Here is a 23,259-nt window from a genome sequence, read left to right as displayed (position 1 = left end):
GCGCTCCCTACCTGCCCCAGACGAGGAGACCGTCGTGACCACCCCGCCCGACGACCTGCGTGCGCGGCTGGCCGGCCTGACCCTCGAGGACGAGCACCGGCTGCGCCGCCGGCTCGACGGCACCCGCAGGACCAGGGACGCCGAGGCGCGGGCCCGGCAGCGGTCGCGGATCGCCGCCGACGTCGCGGCCGCCGAGGAGCGGATCGCCCGCCGTCGCGCCGCCGTCCCGACGCTGCGCTACCCCGCCGAGCTGCCGGTCAGTGCCCGCCGCGAGGACATCGCCGCGGCGCTGCGCGAGCACCAGGTGGTCGTCGTGGCGGGGGAGACCGGCTCGGGCAAGACCACCCAGCTGCCCAAGATCGCCCTCGAGCTCGGCCGCGGGGTGCGGGGCCGGATCGGGCACACCCAGCCGCGGCGGATCGCCGCGCGCACCGTGGCCGAGCGGATCGCCGAGGAGCTGGAGACCCCGCTGGGCGAGGTCGTCGGCTGGAAGGTGCGCTTCACCGACCAGGTCGGCGACGCGACCCTGGTCAAGGTCATGACCGACGGCGTCCTGCTCGCCGAGATCGGCCGCGACCGGCTGCTGCGCCAGTACGACACCCTCATCATCGACGAGGCGCACGAGCGCAGCCTCAACATCGACTTCCTGCTCGGCTACCTGGCGCAGGTCCTGCCCCGGCGTCCCGACCTCAAGCTGGTCATCACCTCGGCGACGATCGACGTCGAGCGGGTGGCCAAGCACTTCGGGAACGCCCCGATCGTCGAGGTCAGCGGGCGCACCTACCCGGTCGAGGTGCGCTACCGGCCGGTGGTCGACCCCGACGACCCGGACGCCGACCCCGACCGCGACCAGGTCACCGCCATCGCCGACGCCGTCGACGAGCTGACCGCCGAGGGTCCGGGCGACGTCCTCGTCTTCCTCGCCGGCGAGCGGGAGATCCGCGACACCGCCGACGTCCTCACCGATCGCTTCCCCTCAGCCGAGGTGCTGCCGCTCTACTCGCGCCTGTCGGCCGCCGACCAGCACCGCGTCTTCGCCGCGCACACCGGACGGCGGATCGTGCTGGCCACCAACGTCGCCGAGACCTCGCTGACGGTGCCCGGGATCCGCTACGTCGTCGACCCGGGTACCGCGCGCATCTCCCGGTACAGCTCCCGGCTCAAGGTGCAGCGGCTCCCGATCGAGCCGATCAGCCAGGCCTCGGCGCGGCAGCGCTCGGGCCGCTGCGGGCGCACCTCCGAGGGCATCGCGATCCGGCTCTACACCGAGGAGGACTTCGAGAGCCGGCCGGAGTACACCGACCCGGAGATCCTGCGCACCAGCCTGGCCTCGGTGCTGCTGCAGATGGCCGCCCTCGAGCTGGGGGACGTCGCCGAGTTCCCGTTCATCGACCCGCCGGACCGCCGTGCGGTCGCCGACGGCGTGGCCCTGCTCGAGGAGCTCGGCGCCCTGGACGAGGCCGGCAGCCTGACCCCGACCGGCCGCGCGCTGGCCGCCCTGCCGCTGGACCCGCGGATGGCGCGGATGGTCGTCGAGGCCGACCGGCGCGGCGTGCTGGAGGAGGTGCTGGTCATCGCGGCCGGGCTGACCATCCAGGACCCCCGCGAGCGGCCCACCGAGCACCAGCAGGCCGCCGACCAGGCGCACGCCCGGTTCGCCGACGAGAACTCCGACTTCCTCGCGCTGCTCAACCTGTGGCGGTACGTCACCGAGCAGCAGGAGGCGCTGTCGGGCAGCCAGTTCCGCCGCACCCTCAAGCGGGAGTTCCTGCACTACCTGCGCATCCGCGAGTGGCAGGACCTCTACGGCCAGCTGCGCAGCACCGCTCGTCGGCTGGGCATGGCCGTCGGCGAGCCGGCGACCGAGCCCGACGAGCGCGGCATCTCCGCCGCGCTGCTGTCGGGGCTGCTGTCCCACGTCGGCCTCCAGGTCGAGGAGGGGAAGGGCCGCGACGGCGACCGGCGGCGCGGTGGCCGCGAGTACCTGGGCGCCCGCAACGCCCGCTTCGTCCTCGCCCCCGGTACCCCGCTGGCGAGGAAGCCGCCGCGCTGGGTGGTGGCCGCCGAGCTGGTGGAGACCAGCCGGCTGTTCGCCCGCACCGTCGCCCGGATCGACCCCGAGGTCGTCGAGCGGCTGGCCGAGCACCTGGTCAAGCGGCAGTACTCCGAGCCGCGCTGGGACGCCAAGCGGGGCTCGGTCGTCGCCACCGAGCGGGTCACCCTCTACGGCATCCCGCTGGTCGTCGGCCGTCGCGTGCAGTACGGCTCGATCGACCCGGTCGTCTCCCGCGAGCTGTTCATCCGGCACGCCCTGGTCCAGGGCGAGTGGACGACGCACCACCGCTTCTGGCACGACAACCAGAAGGCGATGCAGCGGGTCGCCGAGCTGGAGGAACGGGCCCGGCGCCGTGACATCCGGGTGGACGACGAGACGCTGTTCGAGCTCTACGACGCCCGCATCCCGGCTGACGTCGTCTCCACCCGGCACTTCGACCGGTGGTGGAAGGCCGCCCGCCGGCAGACGCCCGACCTGCTCACCTTCAGCCCGGAGATGCTCACCAACGCCGCCGCGGCCGGGCAGGTGCGGGTCGAGGACTTCCCGGACGAGGTGCCGCTGACGCAGGGGCTCACCCTGCCGCTGTCCTACGCGTTCGCGCCGGGCACGCCGACCGACGGCGTCACCGTCGACGTCCCGCTCGCCGTGCTGGACACCGTCGCCGAACGGACGTCCGGGGAGTCGCTGGCCTTCACCGTCCCGGGGCTGCGCGAGGAGCTGGTCACCGCGCTGCTGCGCACCCTGCCCAAGCAGCTGCGCCGCACGCTGGTGCCGATCCCCGACCGGGTGCGCGAGGTGCTGCCGCGCATCGCGCCGACCGAGCCGCTGCTGCCGGCGCTGGAGCGCGAGCTGCGGCGGGCCGCGGGGGTCGTCGTCCCGCCGGACGCGTGGGCGCCGGACCAGGTGCCCGACCACCTGCGGGCCACGTTCCGCGTCGTCGACGACCGGCACCGGCCCCTGGCCACCGGCAAGGACCTGCAGGCGCTGCGCCGCGAGGTCGCGCCGCAGAGCCGGGCCAGCCTGGCCGCGGCCGCCTCGGACGTGGAGCGCACCGGCCAGACCGCCTGGACCTTCGGCACGCTGCCGCGCACCGTCGAGGTCCGCCGCGGCGGGCACGTGGTGACCGCGTACCCGGCGCTGGTCGACGAGGGGACGACGGTCGGCGTCCGCGTGGTCGCCACCGCGGTCGAGGCCACCCGGCTGACCTGGCGCGGGGCCCGGCGGCTGCTGGTGCTGGTCGCCGGGTCGCCCACGCGGCAGGTGGTGAGGGGGCTGTCCCCGGCCACCCGGCTGGCGCTGCAGTTCAACCCCGACGGCGAGATCCCGGGCCTGGTCGACGACTGCGTGGACGCGGTCGCCGACGAGCTGCTGGCCGCCGCCGGCGGGCCACCGCGCGACGAGGCCGGCTTCGCGGCGCTGGTGCAGACCGCCCGCGCGCAGCTGCTGCCGCTGACCACCGACACCGTGCGGCGGGTCGAGGCCGTGCTGGTGCAGGCCCGCGAGGTCGCCGTCGCGATCGGTGCGGCGCCGGGACGGCGGGTGCCCGAGGCGGCGATCGCGGACCTGCGCCGGCAGATGGGCGGCCTGCTGCACCGGGGCTTCGTCGCGGCGGCCGGACGGCGCCGGCTGCCGGACCTGGTGCGGTACCTCAGGGGGATGGTGCACCGGCTGGAGAAGCTGCCGGCCAACGCCGTGCGCGACGAGCTGTGGATGCAGCAGGTCGCCGCGGTCACCGCCGAGTACGAGCAGCTGCGCGCCCGGGTGCCGTCGACGGGGGCCCCCGACGACCCGGTCGCCCGGGTGCGCTGGATGCTCGAGGAGCTGCGGGTCAGCCTGTTCGCGCAGAGCGTCGGCACCCCGCGGCCGGTGTCGGAGCAGCGGGTCTACAAGGCCATCGACGCGCTGATCGCCTGAAGCCCGCCCCTGCGTTGACGGCCTGGAGCTCGGCCCCCCTGCCGGGTCCCGCCGCGAGCCTGCGAGTGGCGGGGGGCAGGGGGGTCCTCTTTCAGCCGGCGGTGCGGGCGCGCTCGCGGAGCAGGGCGGAGATGCGCTGACGGGTGACGCCGAACATGGCGGCGATCCGGTTGATGCTGACCTGCTCGGAGGCCAGGGCGTACGCCTGCTCGCGCCGCCAGGCGCCCCCGGCGCTGGCCAGGGCCGCCATCACCGAGCTGAGCTGCTCGACGACCAGCGGGCGGGACTCGGCGGTGACGATGTCCAGCCAGGTGCGGCCGGTCTGCCGCTCCTCGAGCAGCTTCTCGGCCCGCGAGCGCGCGCCACCCAGTTCGGTCATGCAGGTGTCCAGCACGGCCATGAGCTCGGTGAGCGCGCGGACGGCCGGGTCCTGCTCGGTGCGGTCGGTCGACACGGGCCCTCCGACTCTGGTGGTGGATGGATGTGAGCAATCCGGTTGCCCACTATCCGTCGTGGCGCGGCCGAGTGCAAGACCCGTGACACGCAACGGCCCTCGCCGGGCAATGGTCGTTGCGTGTGGCCACCGCGACGGTTACGTTGCGGGCAACGGGGTGGCGCGACATCGAGCTCGCGCCCAGGGGTCAGCCGTCGTCCGGGACCCCGTCGAGGGGAGACCGATGTCCACGCTCACCGCCACGGTCGACCTGAGACCGGTGCCCGCCAGCGTCCCGGTCGCCCGGCACCTCGTGCTGGACCTGCTGGGTGCCTGGAGGTCCCCGCACGACGCCGGCGACGCCGCGCTCCTGGTCACCGAGCTCGTCGCCAACGTGGTCGACCACGTCGCCGGGGATGCCTCCTTCACCCTCGAGCTCTCGATGTCCGAGGACTGGCTGCGCATCTCGGTCGCCGACGGCTCCGCGCTCCGGCCGGTCGTCCGGGAGTTCGAGGTCGCCGCCGCGCGGGGGCGGGGGATGCGGCTCGTGGAGGGCATCGCCGACCGCTGGGGCGTCGAGGACGACACCGACGGCAAACGGGTGTGGTTCGAGCTCGCGCCTCGGGGGTGGGAGGGCCGGCAGCCGTAGCCCCGGGTTTGCCGACGACGGCTCCCGGGGACGGGCGAGGGGACCGATCCACCGAGGAGGAGACGGCATGAGCGAGCCGGACAGCACGACCTACAGCGCGGGCGAGGGGCTCTCCGACGAGGAGATGGTGCGCACCGTCGCCGAGCAGACCGACAGCATCTCCGAGCACGCCGACGTGGCGGGCAAGGACTGGGACGGCGATGCCAGCAAGGCGCCCGACCCCAACGCCGACCCCGCCGGCTGACCCGGCTGACCGACGCCGGGCGTGACCGACGCGTCGCGCCCGGCGCCGTGTGACGCTGCGCTGGACGGCCTGGCCCGGGCAGGCCCGTCCAGAGGCTCGCCGCGAGCCTGCGAGCGGTGACGAGGACGGGGTCTTCTCCTGCGAGTGGTGGGGGCAGGGGTCCTTCTTCAGCCCGCTCTCGCCGGGCTGGCCGCCCGCGGCCGCTCCCCGGTGCTGAGGACCTCGTTGCGCGCGGCGCCCCAGCCGGCCCACGTCATCGGCGCCAGGCAGGCGACGAGCAGCAGCACCGGGGCGGTCCAGCCGCCGGTGAGGTCGTAGAACCAGCCCAGCACCAGCGGGCCGGCGGCCGCCAGCAGGTAGCCCACGCACTGGGCCACCCCGCCGAGGCGGGCCGCGGTCAGCGGGCTCGGGCTGCGCAGCACGATGAGGGTCAGTGCCAGGGCGAAGCCGCTGCCCTGCGCCAGGCCGAAGGCGGCGACCCAGACCGGCGTGCCCTGCCCGGGCGCGAGCAGCAGGCCGCCGAGGCCGACGACGTAGGTGGCGAGGACGGCGAGCACCAGCGGGCGCTGGCCGCGCATCCGCCCGGCGTGGGCCGGCGCCAGCAGCGCCCCCACGGCGCCGACGACGTTGCTCAGCCCGAGCAGCAGCCCGCCCTCGGACACCGGCACCCCGGCGTCGGCCAGCAGCGTCGGCAACCAGGCGCCGATCGAGTAGAACTGCACGCTCTGCAGGCCGATGAACAGCGTCACCTGCCGGGCCAGCGGCTGGCGCAGCAGCGCCCAGGACCCCCCGTCGGGCACCGCGTCCCGAGCGGCCCGGTGCGCGCGGCCGGTGCCGGCGACCGGCAGCCACAGCGCCAGGGCGGCCAGTGCGAGGGCCAGCCAGCTGGCCAGCCCGCCGCGCCACCCCCAGCCCACGGCCGCGGCGAACGGGACGGTGGCCGCCGCTCCGACGGCAGCCCCGACGTTGAGCGACGCGGAGTACAGCCCCATCACCAGGCCCGGCCGGCCCGCCTCGCGCTTCACGTAGGCGGGCATGAGCACGTTCGCGACGGCGATCGCCGCACCCGCCAGCAGGCTGCCGGCGTAGAGCAGGGCCACGGGTGCGAGCAGCCGCAGTGCGATGCCCGCGGCCAGCACCAGCAGCGACGCCGCGACGGCGAGCTCGAGGCCCACCCGCCGGGCGGTGCGCGGCGCCAGCGGGGCGAAGGCGCCGAAGCAGAGCACCGGCAGCGTGGTGAGCAGCCCGGCCATCGCGGGGGACAGGCCGGTGTCGGCCCGCAGGTCAGCCAGCAGCGGGGCCACGGCGACGACGGCCGGCCGCTGGTTCAGCGCGACGGCGACGACGGCGGCGACGAACAGCAGCGCGGCCCAGCGGGAGCGCGTCCTCCCCTGGTCGTCCATCCCGGTCAGCTCACCACACCCGGGGGCGTGCGGCGGACCCGGCGCCGGTGGTCCCGCAGGAGGATGGGGTGGCGGAGGGGCGCTCGATCGTCGATAGTGACCGCGGTCACCCCACCGCACGGAAGGTGAGTGCATGAGCATCCTCGGTACGCGGGTGGTCCGCACCGAAGACCCGCTGTTCTTGACGCGTGGTGCCACCTACACCGACGACCTGGTCGACGACCGGCTCACCGGGGCGCTGCACGCGACCTTCGTGCGGTCCACCGTCGCCCACGGCCGGCTGCTGTCGGTCGACACCTCCGCCGCCCTGGAGGCGCCGGGCGTCGTCGCCGTGGTCACGGCCGCGGACGTCGCCGACCTCGTGCCGATCCCCCCGCCCTTCCCGTTCGTCAACCCGGCGATGACCCGACCGTGGCTGGCGTCGGACCGCGTCCGGTTCGTCGGCGACCCGATCGCCGTCGTCCTCACCGAGGAGCGGTACCAGGGCGAGGACGCCGCCGAGATGGTCGCCGTCGACATCGACCCGCTGCCCGCGGTGGTGGGCACCGCCGCGGCGGCCGCCGACGAGGTGCTGCTGTTCCCGGAGGCGGGCACCAACGTCATGGCCTCGTTCGGCGAACCCGCGCCGGCGGACTTCTTCGACGGCTGCGAGGTCGTCGTCACCCAGCCGATGGTCAACCAGCGGGTGGCGCCGGTGCCGCTGGAGAGCCGGGCCGCGGCCGCCGCCTGGGGCGAGGACGGCCGGGTCACCGTCTGGTGCACCAACCAGGGCGCCCAGCAGGCCAGGGGGCAGTTCGGGGACTGGCTCAAGATGGACCCCGACCTGATCCACCTGATCACCCCCGACGTCGGCGGCGGCTTCGGCGCCAAGATCGGCGCGGACCCCGAGTACGCCCTGATCGCCTGGCTGGCCAAGCACGTCGGCCGGCCGGTGCGCTGGGCGGAGAACCGGTCGGAGAACCTGATCGGCATGCTGCACGGCCGGGCCCAGGACCAGGTGGTCACCATCGGGGGGCGCCGGGACGGGACGATCGAGGCCTACAGCCTCGTGGTGGACCAGGACTGCGGTTCCTATCCCCGGATCGGCACGGTGCTGCCCACCCTGACCATGCTGATGGCCCCTGGGGTCTACGGCTTCCCGCGGGTGCACGCCCAGGCGCGCGCGCTGGCCACCACGACGACGTCCATCGGCGCCTACCGGGGCGCGGGCCGCCCCGAGGCGACCGCGGCGCTGGAGCGGGCGATCGACCTCTTCGCCGCCGAGATCGGGATGGACCCGGCTGAGGTGCGCCGCAAGAACCTGCTGCCGGCGTTCAGCGAGCCGCACAGGACACCGATGGGCGCCACCTACGACAACGGCGACTACACCACGGCCCTGGACAAGGCGCTCGAGGCCGCGGGCTATCCCGAGCTCCGGGCCGAGCAGGCCCGGCGCCGGGAGCGGGGGGACGCGCGGCAGCTCGGCATCGGGATGTCGGTGTACGTCGAGATCACCGGGGCGGACAACGGCGCCGGCACCGGGGAGGCCGCCTCGCTCGAGGTCCACCCGGACGGCACGGCGACGGTGCTCACCGGTACCTCGCCGCACGGCCAGGGGCACGCCACCGCGTGGGCGATGATCGCCAGCGACCAGCTCGGCATCCCGGTGGAGAAGATCACCGTCGTGCACGGCGACACCGACCGGGTCCCGCAGGGCGGCGGCACGATGGGGTCGCGCAGCCTGCAGCAGGGCGGCGCGGCGGTGCACCAGGCGGCCGGCGAACTCGTCGAGCTGGCCAGGCAGCGGGCCGCGGAGAAGCTGGAGGTCGACCCCGAGGACCTGGTCGTCGACCTGGGTCTGGCCGGGCTCGCCGTCCGCGGGACGCCGGGGACGGGGATCACGTTCGCCGACCTGGCCGCCGACGAGCAGCTGCTGGTGCAGACCAGGTTCACCGCCGCCGCACCGACGTTCCCCTTCGGCGCCCACGTGGTGGTCGTGGAGGTGGACGTCGAGTCCGGCAAGGCCCAGGTGACCCGGCTGATCGCGGTGGACGACGCCGGCACGATCCTCAACCCGCTGCTGGCCGAGGGACAGCGGCACGGCGGCTACGCCCAGGGGGTGGCCCAGGCGTTGCTGGAGGAGGTCCTCTACGACGAGGACGGCAACCCCACCACCTCGACGCTGGCCGACTACCCGTTCATCTCCGCCACCGAGCTGCCCAGCTTCGAACTGGTCGAGATGGCCACGCCGACCCCGATGAACGCGCTCGGCGCGAAGGGCATCGGCGAGGCGGGGACGATCGGCGCCACCCCGGCCGTGCAGAACGCGGTCATCGACGCCGTGGCCCACCTCGGCGTCCGGCACATCGACATGCCGACCACCCCGATGCGCGTGTTCCGGGCCGTCCAGCAGGCCCAGGGAGGCAACTGATGCAGGTCTCGATCACCGTCAACGGGCAGCAGCGCACCGACGAGGTGGAACCCCGGCTGCTGCTGGCGCACTACCTCCGTGAGGTCTGCGGGCTGAAGGCGACCAACCTCGGCTGCGACACCACCTCGTGCGGCGCGTGCACCGTCATCGTCGACGGGCTGTCGGTGAAGTCGTGCACGGTCCTGGCGGCCCAGACGGACGGCGCGCAGGTGACCACGCTCGAGGGGCTGGCCGGTCCGGACGGCGAGATGCACCCGGTGCAGAAGGCCTTCCGCGAGGAGCACGGCCTGCAGTGCGGGTTCTGCACCCCGGGCATGGTGATGGCCGCCATCGGCGTCCTGGCCGACAACCCCGACCCCACCGACCGCGAGATCCGGGAGGGGCTGGAGGGCAACCTCTGCCGCTGCACCGGCTACCACAACATCGTCCGGGCGGTCCAGAGCGCGGCCGGTGCCGGCCCCGCCGCCGGTCAGGTCCCGCAGGCGCAGGAGGTGGCCCGATGACCGAGCTGGCGAGGGCATCCGAGGGCACAGCACCCCGGGTCGTGCGCCCGACGAGCGCCAGTGAGGAGCGGGCATGATCCCGGGGTCGTTCGACTACGTGCGGCCGACATCGGTCGAGGAGGCGATCGCCGCGCTCGTCGAGCACGGGGACGACGCGAAGATCCTCGCCGGCGGGCACTCGCTGCTGCCGCTGATGAAGCTGCGCCTGGCCATGCCGGCCGTACTGGTCGACATCGGCCGCATCCCGGGGCTGTCCTACGTGCGCGTCGAGGGTGACGAGGTCGCCATCGGCGCGGGCACCCGGCACCACGAGCTGGAGAAGGACGCCGTCGCCGCGGCCGAGGTGCCGATCCTGCCCTACGTCGCCAGCCAGGTCGGCGACCCGCAGGTGCGCCACCGGGGCACGATCGGCGGCACGGTCGCGCACAGCGATCCGGCCTCCGACCTGCCCACCGCGCTGCTGGCGCTGGGCGGCACGGTCGTCGTCCAGGGCCCGAACGGTCGGCGCTCGATCCCGCTGACGGAGTTCTGGCTCGGGTTCTTCGAGACCGCGCTCGCCGAGGACGAACTGATCGTCGAGATCCGCGTGCCGCGCACCGGGTCGGCCGGCTGGGCGTACGAGAAGTTCACCCGCCGGGCCAACGACTGGCCGATCGTCGCAGCGGCTGCGGTCGGCAGTCGGGATGGTGGGGCGGGCGGACCGCTCCGCGTGGCGCTGGCCAACATGGCCGGGGCGGTGGTCCGGGCGACCGCGACCGAGGAGGCCCTCGCGCGGGGCGCCTCCATCGAGGAGGCCGCCGCGCTGGCCGACCAGGGCACCAGCCCGGGGTCGGACATGCACGCCGACCAGGAGTACCGCCGGCACCTGGCGCGGCTGCTCACCCGCCGGGCGCTGGAGAAGGCGGCGGGGGCGCCCGCAGCCGCGGCCTGAGGGAGGACCCCTGCCTCCGGCCCCCCTGCAGGTCCCGCCGCGAGCCTGCGAGCGGTGGGGGCAGGGGGGCCTTCTCTCAGCCGGCGGGGGTGAGCATCCCGGCGCCGACGGTGGCGTTGGTGGCCTCGTCGACCAGGATGAAGCGGCCGGTCACCCGGTTGCGGGTGTAGTCGTCGACGAACAGCGGCTGGGTGACGCGCAGGCGCACCCGGCCGATGTCGTTGAGGCCGAGCTCGGTGGCCTCCCGGTCCCGGTGCAGCGTGTTCACGTCGAGCCGGTAGGCCAGCTCCTTGACCATCGCGCGTGCCGTGCGGGTCGTGTGCTTGACCGCGATCCGCTGGCGCGGCCGCAGCGGCTCGTCGGTCATCCAGCAGACCAGCGCGTCGAGGTCCTGCGTGGCCGTCGGGGCGTTCTCCGGCTTGCCGATCAGGTCGCCGCGGGAGACGTCGAGGTCGTCGGCGAGCCGCAGCGTCACCGCCATCGGCGGGAAGGCCTCGTCGACCGGGCCGCGCGGGCCGTCGATGCCGGCGATCGTCGTCGGCAGGCCGCTGGGCAGCACCGTGACCTCGTCGCCGACGCGGAAGACCCCGCTGGCGACGGTGCCGGCGTAGCCGCGGTAGTCGTGGTGCTCCTCGGTCTGCGGCCGGATGACGTACTGCACCGGGAACCGCGCGTCGGTGAGGTTGCGGTCGCTGGCCACGTGCACGTGCTCGAGGTGGTGCAGCAGCGTCGGGCCCTCGTACCAGGGCGTGTTCGCCGAGTGGGTGACGACGTTGTCGCCGTGCAGCGCCGAGATGGGGACGACGGTCAGGTCCGGCACGCTGAGCTTGGCCGCGAACGCGCTGAACTCGTCGGCGATCGACTCGAAGACCTCCTCCGACCAGTCGACGAGGTCCATCTTGTTGACGGCGACCACCAGGTGCGGCACCCGCAGCAGCGAGGCGAGGAAGGCGTGCCGGCGGCTCTGCTCCACCATGCCCTTGCGGGCGTCGACCAGCACGATCGCCAGGTCGGCGGTCGAGGCGCCGGTGACCATGTTGCGCGTGTACTGCACGTGGCCGGGGGTGTCGGCCAGGATGAACGTGCGCCGCGGGGTGGCGAAGTAGCGGTAGGCGACGTCGATGGTGATGCCCTGCTCGCGCTCGGCCCGCAGGCCGTCGGTGAGCAGCGCGAGGTCGACGTGGTCGCCCTTGCTGGCACGGGCCACGGCCTCGTACTGGTCCTCGAAGATCGCCTTGCTGTCGTAGAGCAGCCGGCCGATCAGCGTGCTCTTGCCGTCGTCCACCGAGCCGGCGGTCGCGATGCGCAGGATGTCCTTGCGCGCGGTGGCGAGCCCCACGGCGTGCTCGGCGACGGCCGAGTGCACGTCGACCGGCTCGTCGGCGTCGGTCACGGTGGGGTACGTGTCGGCGGGAGCCATCAGAAGTAGCCCTCCTTCTTCCGGTCCTCCATGGCGGCGTCGCTGACCTTGTCGTCGCCCCGGGTGGCGCCCCGCTCGGTCATCCGGGTCACCGCGATCTCGGCGATGACCTCCTCGACCGTGGTGGCCTCCGAGCGGACGGCGGCGGTCAGGTTCGCGTCGCCGACGGTGCGGTACCGGACCGTGGCCCGGAACGGCTGCTCGCCGTCCTTGGGGCGGATGAACTCGTTGACCGCGTACAGCATCCCCTGGCGCTCGACGACCTCCCGCTCCTGCGCGAGGTACAGCGGCGGGATGGCGATCTGCTCGCGGGCGATGTACTGCCAGATGTCCAGCTCGGTCCAGTTCGACAGCGGGAAGACCCGGATCGACTCACCGAGGTGGATGCGGCCGTTGTACAGGTCCCACAGCTCGGGGCGCTGGTTCTTCGGGTCCCACTGGCCGAACTCGTCGCGGAAGGAGAACACCCGCTCCTTGGCGCGCGCCTTGTCCTCGTCGCGGCGGGCGCCGCCGAACAGCGCGGTGAAGCCGTGCTCCTCGACCGCGTCGAGCAGCACCGGCGTCTGGATGCGGTTGCGGGAGCCGTTGGGCTCCTCCTTCACCAGGCCCTTGGCCATGGCGTCGGGCACCGAGGCCACGATCAGCTGCACGCCGAGCTCGGCGACCCGCTTGTCGCGGAACTCCAGCACGTCGGGGAAGTTCAGCCCGGTGTCGACGTGCATGACCGGGAACGGGATGCGGGCCGGCGAGAACGCCTTGCGGGCCAGCTCCAGCATGACGATGGAGTCCTTGCCGCCGGAGAAGAGCAGCACCGGGCGCTCGAGCTCCGCGGCCACCTCGCGGATGACGTGGATGGACTCGGCCTCCAGCGTCTCCAGCTGGGAGAGCCGGTAGTCGGGTGTGGTCACGAGCTGGGGCTCCGGGGAGGTCGGGGACAAGGCCGGAACCAGCAGCAACCGCACCGGCCCGGGGGGGATTCCCGGGTACCAGTCTCCGTCATCGCCCTACGTGAACGGCTGTGACCCCGGTCGCACCGCGGCCAGCAGCCGGTCGGCCAGCTCCGGGCGGCAGACCAGCAGGTCCGGCAGGGACGGGTCGGGCTCGTTGTAGACCAGGGCCGAGCCGCCGAGCCGGACGGCGGTGAGCCCCGCGGCCCGAGCGACGGCGACCGGTGCGGCCGAGTCCCACTGGTACATGCCGCCGGCGTGCACGTAGGCGTCGGCCTCGCCGCGGACGACGGCGGTCACCTTCCACCCGGCCGAGCCCATCGGCACCAGCTCGGCGTCGAGGGCCGCCGCCGCGGTGGCGGCCACCGCGGGCGGGCGGCTGCGGCTGACCGCGATCCGCGGCCGGCCGCCTCCCGGCGGGGGCACCACGGGCGCGGGGTCGGTCACCAGCACCTCGCCCAGCGCGGGCAGCGCCACGGCGGCAGCCGTCAGCTCGCCCGCCGCCCACAGCGCCACGTGCACCGCCCAGTCCGGCCGCGGCACCTCGCCGTACTCGCGCGTGCCGTCGAGCGGGTCGACGATCCACACCCGGTCGGCGGTCAGCCGGCGGCGGTCGTCGACCGCCTCCTCGCTGAACACGGCGTCGTCCGGACGGTGCTCGGCCAGCACCCCGGCGATCGCGGCCTGCGCGCCGGCGTCGCCGGCGTCCCCGAGCGCCCGGCCGGTGAGCCGGCCCTCCTCGCGCAGCCCGGTGAGGACGGCGGCGGCCGCCCGGGCCGCGGCGGCGGCGACCTCGACGTCCCTCACGGGCGGTCGGACAGGGCGGTGGCGTCGGTGGGGCGCCCCGGTGGCCGGTGCTGGCCGGAGGCGTCGGTGATCGCGCCGAAGTAGTCGGCGCGCAGCTCCTCGCGCGGCATGACGAACACGCCGCGGGCCTCGACCAGCGTCCGGTCGGGCGCCGCCGTGGTCGCGATCGTGCCGGTGACGACGCACTTGCGGCCGGCGGCCTCGGTGACCTGCGCCCGCATCGTCAGGGGGGTCGAGAGCGGCACCGGCCGCCGGTAGTCCACCTCCAGGCGGACGGTCATGCCCCACAGCCCCGCGGCGATCGCCGCCGAGCCGAGCAGCTGGTCCATGAGCAGGCTGCTCATGCCGCCGTGCACGTAGCCGGGCGGGCCCTCGTAGGCCGGACCGAGCAGGGCCTCGCCGACGACGCCGCCCTCGACCCGGCGGATCCGCACCGGCGGCGCGAGGGCGCTGCCCACCCCGCTCACCGGGTTGTAGACGCGGCGGAAGACCAGCGGGTCGTCCAGCACGGGCAGTTGCGTCACCGGCCGCTGCGCGGCGGCCAGGCGGGCGGTGACGGCCCGCGCGTCGGCGGCCGCGGCCCGCAGCTGCTCTGCCGGGACGGTGGTGAGCACGGAGGCGTCCACCAGCTCCCGCAGGGCCGTGCCGAGCTCGGTCACCGCGGCCATCAGGTCGGCGTCGTAGGGCTGCCCGCCCGCGTCGGAGGTCACCCGCGGACGGTAACCGGACCGCCCGGAGGCTCAGGCCGCCGGGCCGTCCGCCAGCGGCGGGGCCGCCGGGCCCGGACCGGACCGGGGCAGCCGGACGGTGAAGGTCGCGCCCCGGCCGGGGGCGGTGTCCAGGTGCACCGTGCCGCCGTGCGCGTGCACCAGCGCGCTGACGATGGCCAGCCCCAGTCCGGTGCCGCCCGCCGTCCGGGCGCGGGACGGGTCGGCGCGGTAGAAGCGCTCGAACACCCGCGCGGCGTCCTCGGGCGCCATGCCCGGGCCCTGGTCGGACACCCGCAGCACGACCACACCGCCGTCGTCGCCGTCCGCCGTCCCGTCGGTCGGCGCCGGCTCGTCGGAGATGCCGACCGTGACCGGCGCGGTCGGTGGCGTGTGCACCAGGGCGTTGGTCACCAGGTTGCCGACGACCTGCCGCAGCCGGGCCTCGTCGCCGAGGACCACGGGCACCTCGCTGAGCGACTCGTCCAGGTGCAGGGTGATCGGCCGGTCGGGCTGGACGGCCCGGGCGTCGTGGACGGCGTCCCCCGCGACCTCGGCCAGGTCGACCGGCGTGATGGTGAGCGGGCGCTGCTGGTCCAGGCGGGCCAGCTGCAGCAGGTCCTCGACCAGCAGGCCCATCCGGGCGCCCTCGGACTCGATGCGCTCCATCAGCCGGGCGGTCTCCTCCGGGCTGCGCACCGCACCCTGCCGGTAGAGCTCGGCGAAGCCGCGGATCGAGGTCAGCGGGGTGCGCAGCTCGTGGCTGGCGTCGGCGACGAACCGGCGCATCCGGGTCTCCGAGGCGCGGGCCTGCTCCTCGGAGGCCTGCTGCGCCCGGAAGGACCGCTCGATGCGGGCGAGCATCCCGTTGAGCGCCAGGGACAGCCGGCCGACCTCGGTGCGTTCGTCGCCGGCCGGTACCCGCTGCGAGAGGTCGCCGGCGGCGATGGCACGCGCCGTCCGCTCCACCTCGGTGAGCGGCCGGAGGCTGTTGCGGACCAGCACGTAGGCGGCGTAGCCGAGCAGGACCAGGATCACCAGGCCGACCACCACCTGCAGGGCGACCAGCCGGTGGATCAAGCGGTCGTCGCGGTCGAGGTCGACCCCCGCGATCGCGGTCACACCACCGCCGGCGTCCCGGCTCTTGAGCAACCAGTTCGTCCCGTCCTCCGCCTCTGCGAAGACGGGACGGCCGGTGCCGTCGAGCAGCCGGTCGACGGCTTCGCCCCTGATCACCGGCAGGCTGTCCTGCGGCCGTGGCGGCCCGGAGATCAGGATGGCCTCGTCGCTCTCGGGGGGGAGGCAGGCCACGTAGATCGTCCCGATCGTGGCGTCGTCCGGACCTCCCCACCGTCCCGAGCACCCGTTGCGGAACCAGGGTTTGTCCTCGTAGCTAACCAGGGTGTCGTGGAGCTGCTGGTTCTGCTGTCCCCGGGCGTAGTCCTGGAGCAGCGCGCTGGTGATGAACCCCGTCAGGGTCAGTGCGACGGCGACCAGGCCCAGGAGCATCGCCACGAGGGTGATCCGCAGTGGCAGCCGGGGCGCCGACCACGAACGGGCGGGCGCCACGTCGGTCCGCCAGGTCGCGCCGGCGCCCGCATGGCTCAGCTCGCCGGTGCTGGTCGAGCTCGTGCCCGGCGGCGGTTCCACCTCGTGGCGTGACCTCGCGACCTCGGTCACGTGCCCTCCTCGCCGGTCCTCATCGAGCTCGTGCCCGACAGTGCCACCCCGTGGCGTGACCCTGCGACCTCGGTCACGTCCCGCGGGGCAGCCGCAGCGTGTAGCCCACGCCGCGGATGGTGTGGAGCAGCCGCGGCTCGGTGGTGTCGACCTTGCGGCGCAGGTAGGAGATGTAGGACTCGACGACGTTGGCGTCGCCGTTGAAGTCGTAGTTCCACACGTGGTCGAGGATCTGCGCCTTGGACAGCACGCGCCCGGCGTTGGCCATCAGGTAGCGCAGCAGCTTGAACTCCGTCGGGGACAGGTTGACCACCTGGCCGGCCTTCACGACCTCGTGCGACTCCTCGTCGAGCTCGATGTCGGCGAAGGAGAGCCGCGGGGCGTCGGCGGGGCGCTGCGGCCCGGTGCTGCGGCGCAGCACGGCCCGGATGCGGGCGAGCACCTCGTCGAGGCTGAACGGCTTGGTGACGTAGTCGTCGCCGCCCAGGGTGAGTCCGGACACCTTGTCCTCCGCCGCGTCGCGGGCGGTGAGGAAGAGCACGGGGGTGTGCCGGCCGCTCTCCCGCAGCCGGCGGACGACGCCGAAGCCGTCCAGCCCGGGCATCATCACGTCGAGCACCAGCAGGTCGGGGCGGAAGGACGCGGCCATCGCCAGCGCCTGCTGCCCGTCCGCGGCCGTGGCCACCTCGAAGCCGGCGTAGCGGAGGCTGGCCGACAGCAGCTCGCGGATGTTGGGCTCGTCGTCCACCACGAGGAGGCGGGCCTCCGGTGCCGAGCCCCTGTCGGTGCTGCTCACAGCACCTCCCGTCGAACGCATTGCGGTGGTCATGTCACGAGGGTGCGGCCCGCTGCTGGAGCACCCCTGGGCGTTCCCTGTGAGGAGTCTGGACGGCGGTCACCCGCCCATCGCCCGGCCGCGCCGCCAGTAGCCGATCGCGTGGTGCTGCGCCCGGCCCAGCCCCCACCGGCCGCGGAGGTCGGCGCGCACCGCTCGGACCGTCGCGGACTCCGCGGCCACCCAGGCGAAGAGGTCCTCGCCCTCGGGCCGCTCCAGCGCCGCGACGGCGTCGACCAGCAGCGTCCCCTCACCGGGCGGGGTGCCCTCGCGGTGCAGCCAGCGGACCTCCACCCCCTCCGGTGCCGGCAGCGGCTGCTCCTCGGCGGCGTCGGCGACCTCCACCAGCGCGACGCCGCGGGTCGAGGGCGGCGCCGACGCCAGGATGCGGGTGATCGCCGGCAGCGCCGTCTCGTCGCCGGCCAGCAGCAGCCACCCGGCCGGGCGGTCGCCCAGCGGGCCACCGCCCGCGACGGCCACCGTCGTCCCGGGGACGGCGGCCCCGGCCCACGCCGCCGCCGGGCCGTCGCCGTGCAGCACGAAGTCGATCTCCACCTCGCCGCGCTCGGGGTCCTGCCGGCGGGCGGTGTAGCTGCGCAGGCTCACCCCGTGCGCGCCCTCGGGCCAGACGATCCGCCCGTCCCGCTGCACCGACGGCCAGCGCGGCGCCGGGTCGCCGACCCGGGGGACCAGCAGCGAGATCGTGGGGCCGGCGGCCTCGGCCGCCGCGGGCGTGCCCGAGAGCAGGATGCGGCGCACCGAGGGGGTGACGTCGTGGACCGAGGTCACGGTGAGGACGTCGACCGGCCGGGTGGGGTCTGGGACGGTCACGGGACCCGAGCGTAGATGCGGGCCGACCCGGCCGACCCCGGGGGAATGGGGTCGACCGGGCCGGCGATCGAGGACGGAGTCGTCACGCTGAGTGTTCGTTCACCCCGCTTTGAGCAGCGAGAACGGCGTGGCGCTCCCCGTCGGGCAGAACGCTACGTGACGATTGCGCGTGCGTCAGTGCCCGCACGGGTGATTGGTCCTCCCGGACGGGTGATGTGTGTCCCGGGCCCGCGCCGGGCAGTGGCGGGGGGACCGCACCGAGCAGCCGGGGAGGACCACGTGTCGGACGACCTGGAGAAGGGTGACCACGTCACCTGGAAGAGCCACGGCCAGGAGGTCGAGGGCACCGTCAAGCGCGAGATCACGTCCGAGACGGAGGCGGCCGGCCGGAAGGTGAAGGCCAGCGAGGACGAGCCGCAGTACGAGGTCGAGAGCGACAAGACCGGCAAGACCGCGGTGCACAAGCCCGGCGCCCTGGACGAGAAGTGACCGGCGCGGCACAGATGAAGGCACCAGGAGGAGGACGATCGTGAGCGAGACCGGAGACCAGTTCGCCGGAACGGCCGCGCGCAGCACCAAGCACAGTCCGCGGGTGGACGAGGAGCTCGAGCACGAGATCCAGGGGATGCTCAAGGCCGAGCACGCGACCCGCTCGGAGGAGTGGCGTGAGGTCGAGCCGATCGCCGAGGGCGACCCGGACATCACGGCGGATCCGACGGGCACCCTGGTCGGCGGTGTGCCGGTGGGCATGACCGAGGACGCCGTCGTCGCCCGCGCCGAGCTGGCCCGCTGGCTGGACCGGGCCGACTTCCCGAGCGACGGGCCGACGCTCGTCGAGGCGGCCCTGGACCACCGGGCCCCGGACGCGGTCGTCGACGAGCTGCGCCGGCTGCCCGAGGGCGAGACCTACGAGCGGATCGGGGACGTCGTCCGCGCGCTGGGCTACCCGACCGAGACCTGACGCGTGGCGGCCGGGAGCCGGGTGCACCCGGATCCCGGCCGTCACCCGCCCTCGGCGGCCTCCCGCTCCTCGTCCTCCGCGATCTCCTCGGCGCCCCGCCGGCGGAACAGCCGGGAGCCGGGGAAGCCCTTCACCACGTGTCGCAGGTCCTGCATGGTGTCGAGCAGGTCGTGCACGTCCTCACCGACCGATCCCATGGACCCGATCACCGGCAGGATGTCCTCGTCGAGGTGCGTCATCAGCTGGGGCAGCCGGTCGATGAAGGCGACCACCGCCTCCACCTCGTCCGGGTCGATGCTCGCCGCCAGGCGGCGCACCGCCGGCGCGAGAGCGGTCAGCGGCTCCTGGAACACGTCGACCATCGGGTCGACCCGGCCCAGCAGCCCCTCGGCCCGTCCCACCGCGCCGTCCGCGGCGGAGATCGTCCCGCCGACCGCGGCGATCGCCTCGTCGGAACGGGAGATGGTCCGCCCGACGGCGGTGATCGCGTCGTCCGAGCGGGCGATGGTGCCCTCCACAGCGGTGATGGCGTCGTCGGACCTGCCGATCGTGGCCTCCACGGCGGTGATCGCCTGGTCGGAGCGGGCGACCGTCTCCTCGACGGCGGCGACGGCGTCGTCCGAACGGGAGATCGTCCGTCCGATCGCGGTGATCGCGTCGTCGGAGCGGGCGACCGTGCGGCCCACCGCCAGGATGGCCTCGTCGGCCTTGCGCTGGGTGTCCCCGACCGCGGTGATGGCCTCGTCGGCCTTGCGCTGGGTGTCCCCGACCGCGGTGATGGCCTCGTCGGCCTTGCGCTGGGTGTCCCCGACCGCGGTGATGGCCTCGTCGGCCTTGCGCTGGGTGTCCCCGACCGCGCTGATGGCCTCGTCGGCCCTGCGCTGGATGTGCCTGACCGCCGCGATGGCGTCGTCGGCGTTCCGCCGGGTCCTGTCCACGGCGGCGATCTCGTCGTCGGCCCTCTGCCGGGTGACCTGCACGGCGGCGACGGCGTCGTCCGCCCGCCGGCGGGTGCCCTCCACGGCGGTGATCGCCGCGTCTGCCCGGTCCACCACACCCTCGACCCGGTCGAGCAGCGACTCCACGCGCCCGACGACCGCCGACAGTCGCGGGACCAGCGCCAGCGCCTCGGTGACGCCCTCGCGGAGTCCCTCCACCGCGGAGACCACGTCGGACGGGCCCGGCACGAACGGCAGCTTCACCTCCGGGACGCTACGACGGCCTGCAGGGTCCCGCCCGCCGATCCCGCGCGTCCCACCCGGGAGGAGCCCTCCGCGCCCGTATCGTGGGTGACTGCCCGACTGCGCAGCGGTACTTCCGCGCGGGCGGGGACGACGGCGCCCGTCAGGGCGGTGGTTCGACGATGGGGTGTCGGCACGGGTGGGGAACGAGCGCACGCGCGACGACGCGGGGGAGCCCCGGTCGTCCGGGCGTCTCCGCGGTCGGCGCCGCCCGGCCGCGCCGTCCCCGGCCGCGGGCGGGGGGACACCGGCCCGTGAGCCGATCACCGTCGAGCAGCTGATCGCCCGCCAGGGCGGCGAGGTCGGCCGCCGCCGGGCCGCCCGCACCGGTGAGATCCCGCTACCCCTGGCCACCGGGCAGGAGGCCCCGGAGCGCCGGCGCGGCCTGCCCCCGGTGCCCGCCGACCCATCGGCCCCCACCGCCTCACCGGCCCCCGCTGCGCTCCCGGCGGCCCGGTTGCCCTCCGGGCGGCGTGCCGGCGACGTCCCCCGGCCGGCCGACGACACCCCGGCCCCGCAGCGCGGCCTGCCCCCGGTCCCGGGCGGGCCGGCCGGGCGCGCGCCCGCGGTCGCCGTGACGCCGGCCGCCGTCCCTCCGCCGCCGGCACCGACCGCGCAGCCGCAGCCCCCGGCCGAGCCGCCGCGCAGCGGGCTGCCGCCGGTGCCGCCGTCGGGCCGCCCGTCGGTGCCGCTCTTCCCGCCGTTCGACGAGGGGACGGGTCACCGCCCGTCCCGGCCGATCGCGCCGCTGCCGCCGATCCCGGGCCGGGACGCCGCACCGTCCGGCGCCACCCGGCTCGCGCCGCCCTCGCCGCGCGAGCGCCGGGCCGCCCGCCGCGCCGCCCGCAGCCCCGGCCGCCGCCGGCTCGTCCGCGCCGCCGTCGGCCTGGCGGCCGTCCTGGGCGTCGTCCTCGCCTACCACCTGGGGCTGTACTTCTACGTCGACCACCGCATCGAGCGCGTCGACGCGCTGACCCCCGACGGCGCCGAGGTGCTCGCGCCCCGGCTGCAGGAGGGCGCGGCCACCTACCTGGTCGTCGGCACGGGCCTGCCCGGCGCGGAGGGGCCGGCCTCGGTGGCCACTCTCCTGGCGCACGTCACCGCGGACGAGGAGCGGGCCGTCCTGGTCAGCATCCCGCCGACCGCGTTGGTCGACACCCCCGCGTGCGTCGGCGCCGACGGCGAGGTGCGCGAGGCGGTCACCGAGTCCTTCGCCGACTCGCTGCTGCAGGGCGGGCCGTCGTGCACGGTCCGCGTGGTGCAGCAGCTCTCCGGCCTGCGCGTCGACCACTACCTCGGCGTGGACCTGGCCCGGCTGCCCGGCATGGTCGACGCCCTCGGTGGCGTCGCCGTCTGCCTGCCCGTGGCGACGCCGGCGGTGACCACCTCGGCCGAGCCGCTCCCCACCGGCGCGAGCACCATGTCCGGGGACCGCGCCACCGGCTACCTCGCCCCCGGGGACGCCGGTGCCGACGTCACCGGCCAGGCGGTCGCCGAGCGCGCGCAGCTGGTGCTCACCTCCACCCTGCGGACGGCGATGTCGACGGGGACCCTCGGCAACCCGGCCACCCTCACCCGGTTCCTGACCCGCGCCTCCGACGCCCTCACCGTCGACGCGACGACCACCCTCGGCGACCTGCGCACCCTCGCCGGCACCCTCGGCGACCTGTCCGGCGACGCGGTGCAGCGGATCGGCCTGCCGGTGGCCCAGGTGGGTCACGTGCCCGCGGGGAGCGAGCGGGCCCACGTCGTGCTCGACGCCACCGCCACCCGCTCCCTGTTCGACCAGGTCATCGAGGAGGGCCGGCTCCCCGACGAGCTGGTCGAGCCCGACCCCGCCGACCCGGCCGCCGTGGCCGCTGCGCCCGCTCCCGCGGCGGCCGAGCAGCCCGTCACCACGCCCGCCGAGCAGCCGCTGACCGCCACGCCCGCGGGGATCACCCTCGACGTCCTCAACGGCACCGCCACCAGCGGGCTGGCCGCCACCGTGGCCGACCAGCTGCGGGCCCAGGGCTTCGGCGTCGGTCAGGTCGGCAACGAGCTCGGTGTGGTCAACGAGACCGTCGTCCGCTTCGGCGCCGGCGCCGAGGACCAGGCCCGGACCGTCGCCGCCGCCGTCCCCGGTGCGGTGCTGCAGCCCAGCGACGCGACCGGCGGGGCCGTCCAGCTGGTCATCGGGCCGGGCTTCTCCAGCGTCGTGCCGGTCGAGATCCCCCCGGCGCCGGTCGCGGCCCCGGAGACGCCCGCCCCCGCGGCGCCCGCCACCCCGTCCGCCCAGCCGGTCGCGGCCGCCAGCTGCTGAGCTCGGCCCCGCCCGCGGCCCGGCGCGGGTGTTCCCCCGGCGACCTCGGGCGCTGCTCACACGGCGGGAGCAGGGGACGACGTGGGGGTGGGCAATCCTGCTCGGCCCTGGGCCCGGGTGTGCGCCCGCATCGCGGTGCGTGCACACGACGCGAGGGGGCCGCCGCGGGGAGTCCCACGGCGGCCCCGGAGGCGGGTCGGCTCAGCCGAAGCGGCCGGAGATGTAGTCCTCGGTCGCCTTCTGGTCCGGGTTGCTGAAGATCTTCTCGGTCGGGTTGAACTCGATCAGCCGGCCCGGTTGGCCGACCCCGCTGAGGTTGAAGAAGCCGGTCTGCTCGCTCACCCGCGCCGCCTGCTGCATGTTGTGGGTGACGATGACGATGGTGAACCGCTCCTTGAGGTCGGCCATCAGGTCCTCGATCGCCAGCGTGGAGATCGGGTCCAGCGCGGAGGCCGGCTCGTCCATGAGCAGGACGTCGGGCTCGACGGCGATCGCGCGGGCGATGCACAGCCGCTGCTGCTGACCACCGGAGAGCCCGGCGCCCGGGCGGTTGAGGCGGTCCTTCACCTCGTTCCAGAGGTTGGCTCCCCGGAGCGAGCGCTCCACCAGGTCGTCGAGGTCGGACTTCTTCATCCTCTTGTTGTTCAGCCGGATGCCCGCGGCGACGTTCTCGTAGATCGACATGGTCGGGAACGGGTTGGGCCGCTGGAAGACCATGCCGATCTGCCGCCGGACGTCCACCGGGTCGACGTCCGCGCCGTAGAGGTCCTGCCCGTCCATGACGATCTTGCCTTCGACGCGCCCGCCCGGGATGACCTCGTGCATCCGGTTGATCGAGCGCAGGAAGGTCGACTTCCCGCAGCCCGACGGCCCGATGAGGGCGGTGATGCTGCGCGGCTCGATCGAGACGTTGACGTTCTCGACCGCCAGGAAGTTGCCGTAGTAGATGTTGAGGTCGGAGACGTCGATGCGCTTGGCCACAGGA

20 protein-coding genes are annotated in these 23,259 nt (G+C 74.9%); 9 read left to right on the top strand and 11 right to left on the bottom strand.

Annotated elements, in window-relative coordinates:
* The first annotated feature begins 34 nt into the window (after nucleotides 1-34).
* Nucleotides 35-3,970, top strand: coding sequence for an ATP-dependent RNA helicase HrpA (hrpA, locus tag ACI79G_RS06460; RefSeq protein WP_456880312.1), 3,936 nt, complete (start codon nucleotides 35-37; stop codon nucleotides 3,968-3,970).
* Between the two features lie 91 nt (nucleotides 3,971-4,061).
* Here hrpA and ACI79G_RS06455 read toward each other — a convergent pair whose 3' ends face one another.
* The gene (locus ACI79G_RS06455) at nucleotides 4,062-4,424 is read right to left on the bottom strand and encodes a hypothetical protein (protein ID WP_091224010.1); all 363 of its coding nucleotides are present in this window, start codon (nucleotides 4,422-4,424) and stop codon (nucleotides 4,062-4,064) included.
* Between the two features lie 223 nt (nucleotides 4,425-4,647).
* Between ACI79G_RS06455 and ACI79G_RS06450 the strand changes: the two genes are divergently transcribed.
* Nucleotides 4,648-5,052 (top strand): ATP-binding protein, encoded by a 405-nt coding sequence (locus tag ACI79G_RS06450; RefSeq protein ID WP_456880311.1) that lies wholly within the window; start codon nucleotides 4,648-4,650, stop codon nucleotides 5,050-5,052.
* Nucleotides 5,053-5,119: 67 nt separating this feature from the next.
* Nucleotides 5,120-5,296, top strand: a complete 177-nt coding sequence (locus ACI79G_RS06445) for a hypothetical protein (protein ID WP_456880310.1) — start codon at nucleotides 5,120-5,122, stop codon at nucleotides 5,294-5,296.
* Between the two features lie 167 nt (nucleotides 5,297-5,463).
* Here the strand turns inward: ACI79G_RS06445 and ACI79G_RS06440 are convergent, their stop codons facing one another.
* Nucleotides 5,464-6,699: an MFS transporter gene (locus ACI79G_RS06440; protein WP_456880309.1), complete on the bottom strand. Its 1,236-nt coding sequence runs from the start codon at nucleotides 6,697-6,699 to the stop codon at nucleotides 5,464-5,466.
* Nucleotides 6,700-6,832: 133 nt separating this feature from the next.
* Here ACI79G_RS06440 and ACI79G_RS06435 point away from each other — a divergent pair, with 133 nt between their 5' ends.
* The 3 genes from ACI79G_RS06435 (at nucleotide 6,833) to ACI79G_RS06425 (ending at nucleotide 10,543) form a co-directional block, all read left to right on the top strand.
* Nucleotides 6,833-9,109 (top strand): xanthine dehydrogenase family protein molybdopterin-binding subunit, encoded by a 2,277-nt coding sequence (locus ACI79G_RS06435; RefSeq protein WP_456880308.1) that lies wholly within the window; start codon nucleotides 6,833-6,835, stop codon nucleotides 9,107-9,109.
* Nucleotides 9,109-9,612, top strand: coding sequence for a (2Fe-2S)-binding protein (locus ACI79G_RS06430; RefSeq protein WP_456880307.1), 504 nt, complete (start codon nucleotides 9,109-9,111; stop codon nucleotides 9,610-9,612). Before ACI79G_RS06435 ends, ACI79G_RS06430 begins: the two co-directional genes overlap by 1 nt.
* A 73-nt stretch (nucleotides 9,613-9,685) precedes the next feature.
* On the top strand, nucleotides 9,686-10,543 hold the full coding sequence (locus tag ACI79G_RS06425; RefSeq protein WP_456880306.1) for an FAD binding domain-containing protein: 858 nt from the start codon (nucleotides 9,686-9,688) through the stop codon (nucleotides 10,541-10,543).
* 76 nt (nucleotides 10,544-10,619) lie between these two features.
* Here ACI79G_RS06425 and ACI79G_RS06420 read toward each other — a convergent pair whose 3' ends face one another.
* From ACI79G_RS06420 to ACI79G_RS06390, 7 genes are all read right to left on the bottom strand, one after another.
* Nucleotides 10,620-11,963 (bottom strand): sulfate adenylyltransferase subunit 1, encoded by a 1,344-nt coding sequence (locus ACI79G_RS06420; RefSeq protein WP_456880305.1) that lies wholly within the window; start codon nucleotides 11,961-11,963, stop codon nucleotides 10,620-10,622.
* Complete coding sequence (cysD, locus tag ACI79G_RS06415; RefSeq protein WP_456880304.1) at nucleotides 11,963-12,871, bottom strand: sulfate adenylyltransferase subunit CysD; 909 nt, start codon at nucleotides 12,869-12,871, stop codon at nucleotides 11,963-11,965. Before cysD ends, ACI79G_RS06420 begins: the two co-directional genes overlap by 1 nt.
* A gap of 96 nt (nucleotides 12,872-12,967) precedes the next feature.
* A complete protein-coding gene (locus tag ACI79G_RS06410) occupies nucleotides 12,968-13,717 on the bottom strand; it encodes an inositol monophosphatase family protein (RefSeq protein ID WP_456880303.1) in 750 nt (249 codons plus the stop codon).
* Complete coding sequence (locus tag ACI79G_RS06405; RefSeq protein ID WP_456880302.1) at nucleotides 13,714-14,427, bottom strand: PaaI family thioesterase; 714 nt, start codon at nucleotides 14,425-14,427, stop codon at nucleotides 13,714-13,716. Before ACI79G_RS06405 ends, ACI79G_RS06410 begins: the two co-directional genes overlap by 4 nt.
* Before the next feature lie 30 nt (nucleotides 14,428-14,457).
* Nucleotides 14,458-16,104, bottom strand: a complete 1,647-nt coding sequence (locus tag ACI79G_RS06400) for a sensor histidine kinase (protein WP_456880301.1) — start codon at nucleotides 16,102-16,104, stop codon at nucleotides 14,458-14,460.
* Nucleotides 16,105-16,177: 73 nt separating this feature from the next.
* A complete protein-coding gene (locus ACI79G_RS06395) occupies nucleotides 16,178-16,900 on the bottom strand; it encodes a response regulator transcription factor (protein WP_456880300.1) in 723 nt (240 codons plus the stop codon).
* Between the two features lie 99 nt (nucleotides 16,901-16,999).
* Nucleotides 17,000-17,770, bottom strand: a complete 771-nt coding sequence (locus ACI79G_RS06390; RefSeq protein ID WP_456880299.1) for a siderophore-interacting protein — start codon at nucleotides 17,768-17,770, stop codon at nucleotides 17,000-17,002.
* Nucleotides 17,771-18,049: 279 nt separating this feature from the next.
* Between ACI79G_RS06390 and ACI79G_RS06385 the strand changes: the two genes are divergently transcribed.
* The gene (locus ACI79G_RS06385; protein ID WP_456880298.1) at nucleotides 18,050-18,259 is read left to right on the top strand and encodes a DUF2945 domain-containing protein; all 210 of its coding nucleotides are present in this window, start codon (nucleotides 18,050-18,052) and stop codon (nucleotides 18,257-18,259) included.
* Between the two features lie 40 nt (nucleotides 18,260-18,299).
* The gene (locus ACI79G_RS06380; protein WP_456880297.1) at nucleotides 18,300-18,731 is read left to right on the top strand and encodes a DUF2795 domain-containing protein; all 432 of its coding nucleotides are present in this window, start codon (nucleotides 18,300-18,302) and stop codon (nucleotides 18,729-18,731) included.
* Between the two features lie 41 nt (nucleotides 18,732-18,772).
* Here the strand turns inward: ACI79G_RS06380 and ACI79G_RS06375 are convergent, their stop codons facing one another.
* On the bottom strand, nucleotides 18,773-19,933 hold the full coding sequence (locus ACI79G_RS06375) for a hypothetical protein (RefSeq protein WP_456880296.1): 1,161 nt from the start codon (nucleotides 19,931-19,933) through the stop codon (nucleotides 18,773-18,775).
* Between the two features lie 178 nt (nucleotides 19,934-20,111).
* Here ACI79G_RS06375 and ACI79G_RS06370 point away from each other — a divergent pair, with 178 nt between their 5' ends.
* The gene (locus ACI79G_RS06370; RefSeq protein ID WP_456880295.1) at nucleotides 20,112-22,274 is read left to right on the top strand and encodes an LCP family glycopolymer transferase; all 2,163 of its coding nucleotides are present in this window, start codon (nucleotides 20,112-20,114) and stop codon (nucleotides 22,272-22,274) included.
* A 201-nt stretch (nucleotides 22,275-22,475) separates the two neighbouring features.
* Here the strand turns inward: ACI79G_RS06370 and pstB are convergent, their stop codons facing one another.
* Complete coding sequence (gene pstB, locus ACI79G_RS06365) at nucleotides 22,476-23,255, bottom strand: phosphate ABC transporter ATP-binding protein PstB (RefSeq protein WP_456880294.1); 780 nt, start codon at nucleotides 23,253-23,255, stop codon at nucleotides 22,476-22,478.
* Nucleotides 23,256-23,259 lie beyond the last annotated feature (4 nt).

The sequence above is a fragment of the Geodermatophilus sp. SYSU D00779 genome (assembly GCF_054050595.1).
Note: the sequence above shows the minus strand (reverse complement) of the source record. Positions and strands in the feature narration are given on the sequence as shown.